General features: G+C 71.9%; 12 protein-coding genes. 5 read left to right on the top strand and 7 right to left on the bottom strand.

Annotation, left to right across the window (positions count from 1 at the left end; translation table 11 throughout):
* The first annotated feature begins 32 nt into the window (after window positions 1-32).
* Complete coding sequence (locus tag ACF1CT_RS27790) at window positions 33-959, top strand: cyclase family protein (protein ID WP_391786703.1); 927 nt, start codon at window positions 33-35, stop codon at window positions 957-959.
* Between the two features lie 104 nt (window positions 960-1,063).
* Here the strand turns inward: ACF1CT_RS27790 and ACF1CT_RS27785 are convergent, their stop codons facing one another.
* From ACF1CT_RS27785 to ACF1CT_RS27770, 4 genes are all read right to left on the bottom strand, one after another.
* Window positions 1,064-1,666 (bottom strand): ATP-binding protein, encoded by a 603-nt coding sequence (locus ACF1CT_RS27785; protein ID WP_391786702.1) that lies wholly within the window; start codon window positions 1,664-1,666, stop codon window positions 1,064-1,066.
* A gap of 530 nt (window positions 1,667-2,196) precedes the next feature.
* On the bottom strand, window positions 2,197-3,210 hold the full coding sequence (locus ACF1CT_RS27780) for an acyl-CoA dehydrogenase family protein (RefSeq protein WP_391786701.1): 1,014 nt from the start codon (window positions 3,208-3,210) through the stop codon (window positions 2,197-2,199).
* 6 nt (window positions 3,211-3,216) lie between these two features.
* Window positions 3,217-4,404, bottom strand: coding sequence for an acyl-CoA dehydrogenase (locus ACF1CT_RS27775; protein WP_391786700.1), 1,188 nt, complete (start codon window positions 4,402-4,404; stop codon window positions 3,217-3,219).
* A gap of 9 nt (window positions 4,405-4,413) precedes the next feature.
* On the bottom strand, window positions 4,414-5,685 hold the full coding sequence (locus ACF1CT_RS27770; protein WP_391786699.1) for an amidohydrolase family protein: 1,272 nt from the start codon (window positions 5,683-5,685) through the stop codon (window positions 4,414-4,416).
* Window positions 5,686-5,989: 304 nt separating this feature from the next.
* Between ACF1CT_RS27770 and ACF1CT_RS27765 the strand changes: the two genes are divergently transcribed.
* The gene (locus ACF1CT_RS27765) at window positions 5,990-7,534 is read left to right on the top strand and encodes a class I adenylate-forming enzyme family protein (RefSeq protein WP_391786698.1); all 1,545 of its coding nucleotides are present in this window, start codon (window positions 5,990-5,992) and stop codon (window positions 7,532-7,534) included.
* Window positions 7,535-7,595: 61 nt separating this feature from the next.
* Here the strand turns inward: ACF1CT_RS27765 and ACF1CT_RS27760 are convergent, their stop codons facing one another.
* A complete protein-coding gene (locus ACF1CT_RS27760) occupies window positions 7,596-7,970 on the bottom strand; it encodes an STAS domain-containing protein (RefSeq protein WP_391786697.1) in 375 nt (124 codons plus the stop codon).
* 299 nt (window positions 7,971-8,269) lie between these two features.
* On the opposite strand from ACF1CT_RS27760, the gene ACF1CT_RS27755 reads away from it, so the two are divergent.
* Both ACF1CT_RS27755 and ACF1CT_RS27750 read left to right on the top strand, forming a co-directional pair.
* Window positions 8,270-8,848 (top strand): RNA polymerase sigma factor, encoded by a 579-nt coding sequence (locus ACF1CT_RS27755; protein WP_391786696.1) that lies wholly within the window; start codon window positions 8,270-8,272, stop codon window positions 8,846-8,848.
* Complete coding sequence (locus ACF1CT_RS27750; RefSeq protein ID WP_391786695.1) at window positions 8,845-10,245, top strand: zf-HC2 domain-containing protein; 1,401 nt, start codon at window positions 8,845-8,847, stop codon at window positions 10,243-10,245. The genes ACF1CT_RS27755 and ACF1CT_RS27750 overlap by 4 nt, the downstream gene beginning before the upstream one ends.
* A gap of 15 nt (window positions 10,246-10,260) precedes the next feature.
* On the opposite strand, the gene purU is transcribed toward ACF1CT_RS27750, so the two are convergent.
* On the bottom strand, window positions 10,261-11,172 hold the full coding sequence (gene purU / locus ACF1CT_RS27745) for a formyltetrahydrofolate deformylase (RefSeq protein ID WP_391786694.1): 912 nt from the start codon (window positions 11,170-11,172) through the stop codon (window positions 10,261-10,263).
* 28 nt (window positions 11,173-11,200) lie between these two features.
* The gene (locus ACF1CT_RS27740; protein WP_391786755.1) at window positions 11,201-11,647 is read right to left on the bottom strand and encodes a hypothetical protein; all 447 of its coding nucleotides are present in this window, start codon (window positions 11,645-11,647) and stop codon (window positions 11,201-11,203) included.
* Between the two features lie 174 nt (window positions 11,648-11,821).
* Here ACF1CT_RS27740 and ACF1CT_RS27735 point away from each other — a divergent pair, with 174 nt between their 5' ends.
* A complete protein-coding gene (locus ACF1CT_RS27735) occupies window positions 11,822-13,102 on the top strand; it encodes an ABC transporter substrate-binding protein (protein ID WP_391786693.1) in 1,281 nt (426 codons plus the stop codon).
* Window positions 13,103-13,126: the final 24 nt, after the last annotated feature.

Raw genomic sequence — 13,126 nt, 5'->3', positions numbered from 1 at the left:
GGTCCGCGAACACAAGCCCCCGGGGAGCACCCATGTCACTGCCGGCCGAGTTCCACGACATCGCCAAGCGCGTGAACAACTGGGGCCGCTGGGGTACCGACGACGAGATCGGCACACTCAACCTGATCACCGACGACGTGGTGCGGGAGGCGGTCGCCACCGTCCGCACCGGTCTGCGCGTCCCGCTCTCCCTCCCCCTCCGGCAGGACGGCGTCCAGAGCGGGCTGGTCCCCGGGCGGATCAATCCGCTGCACACCATGGTCCAGATAAACCAGGAACTGTTCGGCCCCGGCACCGTCGCCACCAGCGACGACTCAGCAGTACTGAGCCTCCAGACCGCCACCCACTGGGACGCCCTGACCCACGCCTCGCACTCCGGGAAGATCTACAACGGCCGTCCGGCCGACACGATCACCGCGCACGAGGGCGCGCGGTTCAGCGGCATCGACAAGGCCCCGCCCGTCGTCTCGCGCGGGGTGCTCCTCGACGTGGCCCGCGCGCACGGCGTGGACCGGCTGCCGGGCGACCACGCGGTCACCCCCGAGGACCTGGACCGGGCCGAGGACCTGGCCGGGATCCGGGTCCGCCCCGGCGACATCGTGCTCGTACGGACCGGCCAGATGCGGGTCTACCTGTCGGGCGACAAGCACGCGTACGCCTACCCGTCGCCGGGCCTGTCGATCCGCACGCCCGAGTGGTTCCGCGCCCGCGACGTGGCGGCGGTCGCCAACGACACCCTGACCTTCGAGATCTTCCCGCCCGAGATCGACGACCTGTGGCTCGGCGTGCACGCGCTGGACCTGGTGGAGATGGGCATGCTCCAGGGCCAGAACTGGAACCTGGAGACCTTGTCCACAACCTGTGCGCAGGAGCGGCGGTACGCCTTCCTGCTCTCCGCGGTCCCGGAGCCGTTCGTCGGTGCCACCGGCACCCCGGTCGCCCCGGTCGCCGTGCTCTGAGCCGCGGCGCCCACGCCCCGCACGCCGCGGTGACATCGCGGTGGCGCCGTGGAGGACCCGGCCCGCCCTGGACCGCGCCCTCCTCGGAACAAGTGCTTTAACCTTTATGCACGACGGATGACGGCGCGCGAGGGCTCGTACGCCTTACGGTTCGCGCCCCCGGCGTCCTGCATGCCGCGGGCGCCCGGCGTGCCCTGGACGCCCGTGCCGCGCACCCCTCCCGGCGTGCCCGCCATGACCCCCACGCCCCGGCCGACCGGCCCGGCCTGGGCGGGTGGGGTCTGGGCGAGCGGGGTCCGGGACAGCGGGGCCTCGCGGTCGATCTCGCACCAGATGCGCTTGCCGGCGCCCTCCGGCTGCCAGCCCCAGCGGTCGGCGAGGCCGTCGACGAGCTCCAGCCCGCGGCCGCCCGTGTCCTCACCCTGTGCGTGACGCTGCCGAGGGGGGCGACAGCTCGCGTCGGCCACCTCGACCCGCACCGTCCCGGCGCCGCCCGCGCAGCCGAACAGCATGCGCAGCACGGCCGGGCACCCGGTGTGGACCACCGCGTTGGTGACCAGTTCCGAGATCAGCAGGATGAGGGTCTCGGCCAGTGGCTCGTCGTCCCTCATCCCGGACCCGATCAGTCTCGACCGCGCCCATCTGCGTGCCCGCCCGACCTCCGCGGGATCCGGACCGACCTCCAGCTGAACCTGAAGCACCTGCACCGCTCACACCATCCGAACCGGCGGACACATCGCCTCGCGCCTCCTCGGGGTCACGGAACGTGACTCCCCTACGAGACAGCATGGTTGACGTACAGTCACCGCAACAAGCGCTTCGGGCATATTCCAGCGCGAAGGAGTACGCGTGGTGCATACTGTGCGACGCACGTTGCGGAGAGTCGAACAGAGGCGCGTACGCACCGCGGGAATCGCTTCCCGGGCAGGCTCCGCGCTCCCGTCCTCCATGCGAGCAGGGCACCCCTTCCGGTCCGGAGTCGCCGCGCGGGCAACATCCGGATCATCCGGTTCCAGAACCTCTCGCACCCCACGGAGGGTACCCGAGGCGGGCATCGACTCCACCCTGTGACGAAGTCACCCAGCGCAGTCGGACCCCGCCCGCACGCCGCTCGACGGCCTCGGACGACTGCGCAGCGTGAGGCTCAGAGGTCGGCCTCACACCTGCGCGCACCCCGCATTCGCACATCCCTGCGGGCGTGAGCCCGCCGCGCCTCCTTCGTGGGACCGGGGCGGCTTCAGCACAGGTCCGACGCGAGTCGCTCCTCGGCCACCGCCCCCTCGATCCACTGCCCGGACCGCAGCCAGGCGCGTTTGAGGTGCAGGTGGACGTCCGCCTCCCAGGTGAAGCCCATGCCGCCGTGCACCTGGAGGCAGTCGCGGGCGTTGTTCACCGCCGCGTCGTCGGCGAGCAGCTTGGCTCCCGCGATCTCGACGGGGTCCGCGGTCACGGCCGCCGCGTAGACGGCGCAGCGGGCCAGCTCGGCCCGGACCAGCATTCCGGCGCACAGGTGTTTGATCGCCTGGAAGGAGCCGATCGGCGCGCCGAACTGTTGGCGAGCACCGGCGTGTTGAACGGCCATCTCGGTCGTGCGGGCGGCGCTTCCGAGTTGTTCGGCGGCGGCGAGCAGGGCGCCCTCGTCGCGCAGCAGGGCTCCGTCGGGCAGCCGCTCGCCGGACCCGACGGAGCCGGTGACCCGCCACAGCGGGGTGAACGGGTCGAGCGAGCGAAGAGGAACGGCGCCCTCCCGGACGAGGTCCCGCAGCTCCTCGCCCGTCACGGCGCGCACCCTGTCCGGTGACGGGACGGAGTCCCGCGGCTCCCCGCCCGCCACGGCGCGCGCCCGGCCCGGTGACCCGTCCGGGTCGAGCACGAGGAGCCCGTCCGCGTCCCCCAGGTGTCCGACCGGACGGACGCCGTCCAGCACGGTCACCACCGCCTCGCCCTCCGCCGCCCCCTTCACCGCACCGGCGGCGAGGTGGGTGGCGATGAGCGGTCCGGGCAGCAGCGACCGGCCGGCCTCCTCGAAGAGGAGGACCGCCTCCGGCAGTCCGAGCCCGGCACCGCCCTCCGTCTCCGGCAGCCGCAGCGCGAAGAACCCGGCCTCGCCGAGTTCCCGCCACAGGGCACGGTCGACGACCGCGCAGCCGTCCAGGGCCGCCCGCATCCGGTCCCTGCCGAAGCGTCCGGCGAGGATGTCCCGTATCCCCGCGCGCAGCGCCCGCTGGTCGTCCGAGAGCTGGAAGTCCATGGCCGGTCAGCGCCCCTTCGGCAGGCCGAGTATCCGCTCGGCGACGATGTTCCGCTGGATCTGCGAGGTGCCCGCGGCGATGGTGTACGAGAGCGAGGAGAGCCGGTCCAGGACCCATTCCCGGTCCAGGTCCGCGCTGTCCGCGCCGAGCACCTCGGCCGCGGTCTCGTACAGCTCCTGGCGGGCGTGCGAGTAGCGCAGCTTGAAGACCGAGCCGCCGGTGCCGGGGACACCGGTGGCGCTCCCGCGCGCGCCCCGCCCGGCGCCGGAGGCCGCCTGCGCCTCGCCTACGTTCCACTGGGTGAGTCGCCACAGCGCCCGGAACTCCGCGTTCAGTCTGCCCAGCCGGCGGCGCAGCACCGGATCGTCCCAGCGCCCGTTGGCCCGTGCCCCGGCGGCCAGGGCCTCCAGGGTGCGGCGGCAGGCGACGACCTCGCCGACGAACGCCGTGCCGCGTTCGAAGGAGAGCGTGACCATGGTGACCCGCCAGCCGTCGTTCTCCGCGCCGACCCGGTGCGAGACGGGCACCCGCACCTCGTCGAGGAACACCTCGGCGAACTCGGTGGACCCGGCGAGGGTGCGCAGCGGGCGGACCGTGACGCCCGGGGTGTCCATCGCCATGGCGAGCCAGGTGATCCCCCGGTGCCGGGGGGCCGCCGGATCGGTGCGCACCAGCAGTTCGCACCAGTCGGCGACCTCCGCGTGCGAGGTCCAGATCTTGCTGCCGCTCACCACGTAGTGGTCGCCGTCGCGGACCGCCCGGGTCCGCAGGGAGGCGAGGTCCGATCCGGCGTCTGGCTCGCTGAACCCCTGACACCAGATCTCGTCGCCGCGCAGCACCGGCGGCAGCCAGCGGGCCCGCTGCCCGGCGGTGCCCTCGGCCACGATCGTCGGCCCGGCGTGCAGCAGGCCGACGAAGTTCGCGCCGACGTACGGGGCGCCGGCCTTCTCCGTCTCCTCCAGGAAGATCAGGTGCTGGGTCGGGGTGGCGCCCCGGCCGCCCGCGTCGACGGGCCAGTGCAGACCCGCGTAGCCGGCGTCGTACAGCATCCGCTGCCAGGCGGTGTCGTACGCGCGCCGTCCCGGCCAGTCGTCGGGGGCGGGCTTCGCGGGCAGCGAGGGCAGCACGGCGGCCAGCCACGCGCGCAGCCGCGCCCGGAACTCCTCCTCGGCCTCCGTGTACGCGAGGTCCACGGCGGACGCCTACTCGCCCCGGCCCGGACGCCCGCCCCGCTCCGGGCCCCGGTCCTGGTCCTGACGTCCGTTCGGGGCCGGGCGGCGGTCCCGGTCGAGGTCGAGACCGAGCATCCGGATGGCATTTCCGCGCATCAGTTTGTAGACGGTCTCGTCGTCCAGTCCCTTGACGTGGTCGAGGGCGACCTCCTTGGTGTGCGGGAAGGTCGAGTCGACGTGCGGGTAGTCGGTCTCGAAGGTGGCGTTGTCCCGTCCGACGACGTCGAGCGAGGCGACCCCGTGCTTGTCGCGGAAGAAGCAGCAGAAGATCTGCCGGTAGTAGTACCGGGACGGCGGCTCGGGGATCAGGTCGCGCACCCCGCCCCAGGCCCGGTGCTCCTCCCAGACGTCGTCGGCGCGCTCCAGGGCGTACGGGATCCAGCCCATCTGGCCCTCGCTGTAGGCGAGCTTCAGCCGGGGGAAGCGCACCAGCACCCCGCTGAACAGGAAGTCCATCATCGAGGCCATGGCGTTGTTGAAGGAGAGGCTGGCCTGCACGGCGGGCGGGGCGTCCGGGGACGCGGCGGGCATCTGCGAGCTGGACCCGATGTGCATGTTGACGACGGTGCCGGTCTCCTGGCAGGCGGCGAAGAACGGGTCCCAGTAGCCGGTGTGGATCGACGGCAGGCCGAGGTGGGTGGGGATCTCGGAGAACGTCACCGCGCGCACCCCGCGCGCCGCGTTGCGGTGGATCTCGGCGACCGCCAGGTCGATGTCCCAGAGCGGGATGATGCAGAGCGGGATGAGCCGCCCGCCGCTGTCGCCGCACCACTCCTCCACCATCCAGTCGTTGTAGGCGCGGACGCAGGCGAGCGCGACCTCCTTGTCGTGCGCCTCGGCGAAGGTCTGACCGCAGAACCGCGGGAAGGTGGGGAAGCACAGGCTCGCCTCGACGTGGTTGAGGTCCATGTCCTTGAGGCGTTCGGCGGGGTCCCAGCAGCCGGGCCGCATCTCGGCGCGGGTGATGCCCTCCAGCGTCATGTCGTCGCGGTCGAAGCCGACGGCGGCGATGTTCCGCTTGTACGGGAACTTCAGGTCCTCGTAGATCCACCAGTCGGTGGGCGGGCCGTCCGGATCCATGGTGATGACGTACTTGCCGCCGGTGTACGCCAGCTCGCCGATGCCCGCGGTGAGCGGCTGCGGGCCGCGTTCGCGGTACTTGGCGGGCAGCCAGGTGGAGAAGAGGTGCGGGGGCTCGATCACATGGTCGTCGACGCTGACGATCCGAGGCAGTTCCGTCATGGTGTCCCCTTCGGCGCGCCCGAGATCTCCCGGTCCGGTTCCGACGTTGCGTTGACCCGACGATTCGACGTCAGGACATCCCGACGTGCGACGTCGCGACATCCTGACGTCGCGCGTCCTGACGTCTCGACGGCCGTGGTTCCCACGACGACGGCTCCGGCGACCGTTCCCGGCGAGCACTTTTCTGATGACCCGTCAGATCTGGTTCGGACCCAGGCTAGCCCCGCACCCCTGGACCGACAAGGCGCGGCGCTCTACGCTCTCCGCACGATCTGACTATCCGTCAGCTTTTGAGGGGTTCGCCGTGAACGAGACCGCACACGCGCTGGGCAGGTCGGGCACCTTCTGGGAGCTCGTCGAACGCCGGGCCGCCCTGACACCCGACCGCCCGTTCCTGATCCAGGACGACCGCACTCTCACCTTCGGGGAGCTGCGTGACCGCGGCGAGCGGGTCGCGGCCGGGCTCTGGGGCATGGGAGTGCGCCCCGGCGGCGTGGTCGCCTGGCAGCTCCCGACCCGGATCGAGACGGTGCTGCTGTCGTTCGCGCTGACCCGGATCGGGGCCGTGCAGTCGCCCGTCATCCCATTCCACCGGGAACGTGAGACGGGGTTCGCGCTGCGCGGGTCGAAAGCCGCCTTCTTCGCCGTTCCGGGCACCTGGCGCGGCTTCGACCACACGGCGATGGCACACCGGCTGGCCGCGGGCGCGCAGCGTCCTCCGCTGGTCTTCGAGGCGTACGCGTCGCTGCCCGACGGCGACCCGGCCGTGCTCCCGCCGCCGCCCGCCGAGGGGACCTCGGTGCGCTGGATCTACTGGACCTCGGGCACCACCTCCGATCCGAAGGGGGTCCTGCACACCGACCGCAGCCTGATCGCGGGCGGCGCGTGCCTGGCCCACGCGCTGCACCTGTCGGCGGACGACGTGGGGTCGGTGGCCTTCCCGTTCGCCCACGTCGGCGGGCCGGACTACGCGGTGATGCTGCTGCTGTACGGATTCCCCGCAGTGCTGTTCGAGCACTTCGCGCTGCCGGACTCGCTGGCGGAGTACCGGCGCCACGGAGTGACGGTCGCGGGGGGTTCCACCGCCTTCTACGCGATGTTCCTGGCCGAGCAGCGCACCTCGCCCGGCCGGAGACCGATCCCCACCCTGCGTCTGCTGGCGGGCGGCGGAGCTCCGAAACCGCCGGAGCTCCACCACGCGGTGGAGCGGGAGATGGGCGTCCGGCTCACCCACGGCTACGGCATGACGGAGGCCCCGATGATCACGATGGGGTCCCCCGACGACACGGCGGATGAGCTCGCCGGTACGGAGGGACGCCCGCCGGAGGGGATGGAGATACGGATCACCGACGAGGCCGGCAGGCCGTTGCCGCACGGCACGGACGGCGAGGTGCGACTGCGCGGGGAGGCCGTCTGCCGGGGCTATCTGGACCCCGGGGCGACGGCGGCGGCGTTCGACCCGGACGGGTTCCTGATCACCGGCGACATCGGCCACGTCCGGCCGAGCGGCCACCTGGTCCTCACGGGACGGCTGAAGGACATCATCATCCGCAAGGGCGAGAACGTCTCCGCCAAGGAGATAGAGGACCTGCTGCACGGACATCCGGACGTCGGCGACGTGGCGGTGATCGGGCTCCCGGACGCGGAGCGCGGCGAACGCGTCTGCGCGGTCGTGGAGCAGCCGCCGGGCGCCGGACCGCTGACCCTGCCGGACCTCACCGGCTACCTGCGCGAACAGGGACTCTCCGTGCACAAGCTGCCGGAACAGCTGGAGGTGGTGGCGGCGCTGCCGCGCAACGACACGCTGCGGAAGGTGCTGAAGTACCGGCTGCGGGAGCAGTTCTCCTGACGCCGCCCGGTTCGGGAGGGCCGGGACGGCCGTCGGGCCCGGGGAGGGGCCGGGACGGCCGTCAGGCCGAGAGCGGCCGGGCTTCGTCGTCGACGGCCGCGTACCGGTCGGGGTAGACGTCGAAGAGACGGCGCACCCCGAGCGCGGCGAGCACCCGGTTGACGTGCGATCCCTCCTCCGCGCCGCGGGCCGGGAGGATCAGCCGCAGCCTGCCGCCGCACGAACGCATCAGCCGACGGGACGCGATCAGCACGCCGACCCCGCTGGAATCGCAGAACAGGACCTCGGAAAGATCCAGCACCACATCGTGACGGCCGTCGGCGACCGCGTCGTGGACGGACTGGCGCACGGCGGGCGACGACACCAGATCCAGCTCACCGCGCATGCGCAGCACGGTCCAGTCGCCGTGTACGGTCTCAGCCACTTTCAGTGTCACGCGACTGGGCCTCTCGTTCCGCGGGTTCCGACACTCCGGACCTCGATTCCGACGTTCCGGAAGTTTCCGTTCCTTCTCGCGGGTGCCCCCGCCGCAGACCCATGAAACACCGATCGCCACGACGGGACACAGCCGGGTTCGAACCGAAATGATCGCTTCGGGCCCGATTCCGCCGTCGAGCGGCGGCGCCTATTACCATCTCCGGCGCCCTCAAGGGGCCTACTTGCCACAAAGAGGCGTACGAGGTCGGCACCGCCGACTACATTCGGAGTGACGAGGGGAACACGGCTGGGGGTCGCATGGCGAGAAACACACCACCCCGCTGGGACCGCAAGATGCAGCAGCGGCTGGCACGCGGCGAGGCGGCCGCGCTCGGCGAGCTCTACGACCGGTTCGCCTCGCTCGTGCACAGTCAGGCCCACCGGATGCTCGACGACGAGACCGCCGCGGACCTGGTGACCCGCGAGGTCTTCGCGTACGTGTGGGAGAACCCCGACGTCTACGACCCGAAACAGGGCTCGATGCGCTCCTGGCTCGCCCGGCTCACCCACCGCCACTCCGTGCGGCGGCTGCGTGAGGAGTACTTCCCCGCGGACGACGGGGACAGGCGGGCCGGGGCGGAACTGGAGGAGCGGGTGCGCCGGGCCACGGCGTCGGCCCGCGCCGACTACATCGTGTCGTCCATGCCGTCCCCGCTGCGGGCCGCGCTGGAGCTCGCGTACGTCCAGCGCCGTGACTACCGGCAGGCGGCCGCCGACCTCGGGGTCACCGAGGACGAGGCCCGCCGTCGGCTGCGGCTCGGGCTGCAACTCCTCTCCACCGCGCACACCCACGCACTGGAAGGGGCCTCGCCGCCCGGATACGGACGGTCCATGTGACCGCTGACGACGAAACCGACGGGCGTGAGGGCGAGGGACGTGATGACGAGGTACGAGGCGCACCGCGCATACCGGGGCCGCGTGCGGCAGCGGACGATCTTGATCTCGGCGCCCTCCGCCTGCCACCCCTTGCACCCCCTGCACCCCCTGCGCACGCTCCGGACGTCCTCGACACTCCCGACGCTCCCGACGCTCCCGACGAGCCTCGTCCGGCTCCCGGGGAACCTTCCCTTCCGCACCAGGGGTCTCCATCGGCCCCGTCCGGCCCACCGGCCCTGATGCTCTCCCATCACGTCCTCAAGGCGCTGCTCGGCGCCTGGGCCCTTGCCGCGTGCTCGGCGGAGGAGGCCGCGGCCGTCGAGGAGCATCTGACCGAGTGCGCCACCTGCGCGGACGAGGCACTGCGACTGCGCGACGCGGTCGGCCTGCTGCAGACCGACCGCAGTCTCGATCTCGACCCGGCGCTGCGGTCCCGGGTGATCGACGCCTGCCTGAGCCGTCGCCCGGCCGCCATCCCGGTGCCGGACTGGGCCGCCCCGTACGACGCGGAGACCGCCCGGCTCGACGCGCTGCTGCGCGACATAGGCAGCGCCGAGTGGCACGCCCCGGTGCGGCTGAGGTGGTTCGAGGGCGAGGAGAAGGCGCACCGCAGGACGACGGTCGCGGGTGTCGTCGGCCATCTCATGACCGTGGACGGGCTGATCGCCTCCGCCCTCGGTCTCGACGTCCCGCTCGGCGACGGTGCCACCGGCCGGGGCGAGGACTTGCCGCTGTCGCCCGCCGCGCGCACGGAGAGATACTGGTCCGCGTCCCGGATGCCGCCCACCCGCGCGATCCACGAACCGTGGCGCGCGCAGAGCCACACCCTCATCCGCTCGGTGTCCTTCGCGGGCCGCCGGGTCTCCGAGCTGTCCGTCTCGTACGGCGACTTCGCGCTGCCGATGCACGACGCGCTGGTCGACCGCGCCTTCGAGTGCTGGGTGCACGGTGGGGATGTCGCGGACGCCGTGGACTACCCGTACGAGGCGCCGTCCGCCCCGCACCTGAACCGGATGGTGGACCTGGCCGCCCGGCTCCTTCCGGCCGCGCTCGCCGAGCGCCGCAGGACGGGGCTGGCCGGGCCCGCCCGCCAACTGGTGACGGCCGGCTCACCGGGCCGTTCGCTGCACCTGGAGATCGAGGGCTCCGGCGGCGGCGACTGGTACATCCCACTGGACTCACCGGCCGCACTCGGCTCCCCCGAGCACACGGTGGCGCAGGTCGCGCTGGACGGTGTGGAGTTCTGCCGGCTGGTGGCCGGGCACGTGCCGCCGGTGGAGGCCGCGGCCGGTCAGCAGGGCGACCGCGAGGCGATCCGTGACGTGCTCTTCGCCGCGGCCTCGTTGAGCCGCCTCTGAGGTCCGCGGGAAGGGCTACGAGAAGACCACCGTGCGGCGGCCGTTGAGCAGGATGCGGCGCTCGGCGTGCCACTTCACCGCCCGCGCCAGCGCCTGGCATTCCACGTCGCGGCCGAGGGCGACCAGTTGATCCGGCGTGACGCCGTGGCCCACCCGCTCGACCTCCTGCTCGATGATCGGCCCCTCGTCGAGGTCGGCCGTCACGTAGTGCGCGGTCGCACCGATCAGCTTGACACCGCGGGCGTGCGCCTGGTGGTACGGCTTCGCGCCCTTGAAGCTCGGCAGGAACGAGTGGTGGATGTTGATGATCCGGCCGCTCAGCCGCTTGCACAGGTCGTCCGAGAGGACCTGCATGTAGCGGGCGAGGACGACGAGTTCGACGCCCTCCTCGCGGACCAGCTCCAGCAGCTCCGCCTCGGCGGCGTCCTTGGTCTCCCGCGTCACCGGGATGTGCCGGAAGGGGACGTCGTACGAGGCGACGAGTTCCGCGAAGTCCCGGTGGTTGGAGACGACCGCGGCGATCTCGATCGGCAGCGCGCCGATCCGGGAACGGAACAGCAGGTCGTTGAGGCAGTGGCCGAACTTGCTGACCATCAGCACGACCCGCATCCGCTCCGAGGACCGGTGGATCTGCCAGTCCATCCGGAACGAGTCGCCGATCGCGGCGAAACTGGCCCGCAGCTTCTCCACAGTCACCGGGTGGTCCGCCGAGAAGTGGACCCGCATGAAGAAGAGACCCGTGTCGTGGTCGCCGAACTGCTGGCTGTCCTCGATGTTGCAGCCGGTCATGAAGAGATAGCTCGACACGGCGTGCACGATGCCCTGCTTGTCGGGGCAGGACAGTGTGAGGACGTACTGCTCGGGCGTCGTCCCGGGCGTCGCCCCGGACGTGGGCCCGACGGGTTCGGCGGGTTGTGGCGCGGTCATCCCCGTAGGGTGCCACATCGGCCGGGAGTCAGGCCGAACCGGTCACGATGCGGAGCACGTCGAGGGAACGCGGCGGGGTGTCCGGATCCTCCCCGTCGTTGCCGGCGAGGAGCACATGGGCCTCCCGGGCGGCCCTCACGGCCTCCGGCCAGCCGGGGTGTTCCAGGTACGCCGACACGGGGGCGTCCGCGCCTATCTGGTGCATGATGCGCAGCACCCGCAGCACGGCGACATCGACGAGGGCGACCTCGTCGGTGTCACGGAAGATCGTGCCGACGTACTTCTCGGCGGACCAGTTGTCCAGCCAGGTGTCCTCGACCAGGCGGTACACGGCGTCGGTGACGTCGCCATAGCCTTCCCGTCCGGCCAGCCAGCACTCCTGGTGGAAGACGGGGTCGGAGAGCATGTGCAGCGCCGAGCGCACGTTGCTGCGCCAGCGCCACCACGGCATGTCATTCAGCGGCATGCCGCCCATGGTGGAGGAGCGGCGCCCGCGACGGGAAGTGTTCTGCGAAGCTTGCTGCACAGCAGTCGATCGTACGTTCCCTTTCCGGCCGCTTGCGCGGGCCCCCGCAATTCACCCGGATGTCACCGGGCGTTGCCCGGAGCACACTGTGGCGTTACCCCGGGGGCGGAAGTGTCCGTGTTCATGACCGGACGGCGACGCCTCACCTCCCCCCGCCCCTTCAGGCTCCTCACGAGCGCAGTGGCGGCCGGGGCGTTGCTGGTCACCGGCTGCGGTGCGCTCCCTGGGGCTTCGGGGGGCTCCAGGGAGCCGGTCACCGTGATGACCTGGGCTCCCGGCGGCGAGTCGGGCCCCGATTCGGTGGACATGTCAGGAATGACCGCCATGGCTCGCACGTATGCCCGCTGGGTCAACGAGAACGGCGGCCTCGACGGTCACGAACTGCGCGTCATCACCTGTGACGAGGCGGACACCTCGGCCGGTGCGACCGCCTGCGCCCAGCAGGCCGTCCGGAAGAAGGCCGTGGCGGTCGTCGGCTCGTACAGCCGGCACGGCGCTTCGTCCCTGGCGGCGCTGGAGACCGCGGGCATCCCCTACATCGGCGGGTACGGGGCCTCCGACGAGGAGTTCAGCAGCTACAACTCCTACCCCGTCAACGGCGGCCAGGCGGCGCTCCTCGCGGGCAACGCCCGTCAGCTGGCCCGGGGCTGCGACCGGGTGTCCGTGGTGCGACCCGACACACTGGCCGGCGACGGGCAGGCCTGGCTCCTGCGGACCGGACTCACCGACGCCGGACGGGCCGCCCCCACGGACGTCCGGGCGGCGGAGTCGGCGACCTCGTACGACGAGGCCGCCCGGCGGGCGCTGAAGGCGGCGGGCCCGGACGGAGGCTGCGTGACGGCGGTGCTCGGGAGCCGCACGGAGACCTTCTTCGACTCCTTCCGGCGGCTCGAACCGTCCTACGGGGACGTCGGGATCTCCTCCGTCCTCGGCAGCGTCGCACAGCCGCTGATCGACAGCACCGGCGGCCGGAAGAGCCCGTTCGAGGGCGCCTACCTCACCGGCTGGTACCCGGTCTCGGGCGACTCCCGCTGGAACCCGATGCGGGAGGTGATCCGCAAGCACGCCTTCGGCGACAACCGGATCGACCCGGCCGACACGGGCGTACAGACCACCTGGATCGCCTACACCGCGCTGAACGAGGTCGTGAAGGCCATGAACACCCCGAAGATCACCCCGGGGAAGCTCACCATCGCGCTCAACCGGGGCACCCCGGCCGACACCGGCGGGCTGACACCGGTACTGCGCTGGCGGTACGCCGACGTGCTCGGCTCGTCCGCCTACCCGCGCATCGTGAACAGCAAGGTGACGTTCCAGGTGGTCCGCGACGGACGGCTCGTCGCGGACCGGAAGGGCTTCGTGGACGTCGCCGAGACCCTGTCGGAGGCCAGCGCGAAGGGGTGAACCCCGCCGCGCAGGGGCGCGGTC

Source organism: Streptomyces sp. NPDC014734 (assembly GCF_043083325.1).
Classification (GTDB): Bacteria; Actinomycetota; Actinomycetes; order Streptomycetales; family Streptomycetaceae; genus Streptomyces.
This window is presented reverse-complemented; position numbering and strand designations above follow the sequence as displayed.

Bases quoted from the DNA above. Each gene is read 5' to 3' on its own strand.
- ACF1CT_RS27790 (WP_391786703.1), top strand. From the start codon at position 33: ATGTCACTGCCGGCCGAGTTCCACGACATCGCCAAGCGCGTGAACAAC.
- ACF1CT_RS27735 (WP_391786693.1), top strand. From the start codon at position 11,822: ATGACCGGACGGCGACGCCTCACCTCCCCCCGCCCCTTCAGGCTCCTC.
- ACF1CT_RS27740 (WP_391786755.1), bottom strand. From the start codon at position 11,647: ATGGGCGGCATGCCGCTGAATGACATGCCGTGGTGGCGCTGGCGCAGC.
- purU (WP_391786694.1), bottom strand. From the start codon at position 11,172: ATGACCGCGCCACAACCCGCCGAACCCGTCGGGCCCACGTCCGGGGCG.
- ACF1CT_RS27770 (WP_391786699.1), bottom strand. From the start codon at position 5,685: ATGACGGAACTGCCTCGGATCGTCAGCGTCGACGACCATGTGATCGAG.
- ACF1CT_RS27780 (WP_391786701.1), bottom strand. From the start codon at position 3,210: ATGGACTTCCAGCTCTCGGACGACCAGCGGGCGCTGCGCGCGGGGATA.
- ACF1CT_RS27755 (WP_391786696.1), top strand. From the start codon at position 8,270: ATGGCGAGAAACACACCACCCCGCTGGGACCGCAAGATGCAGCAGCGG.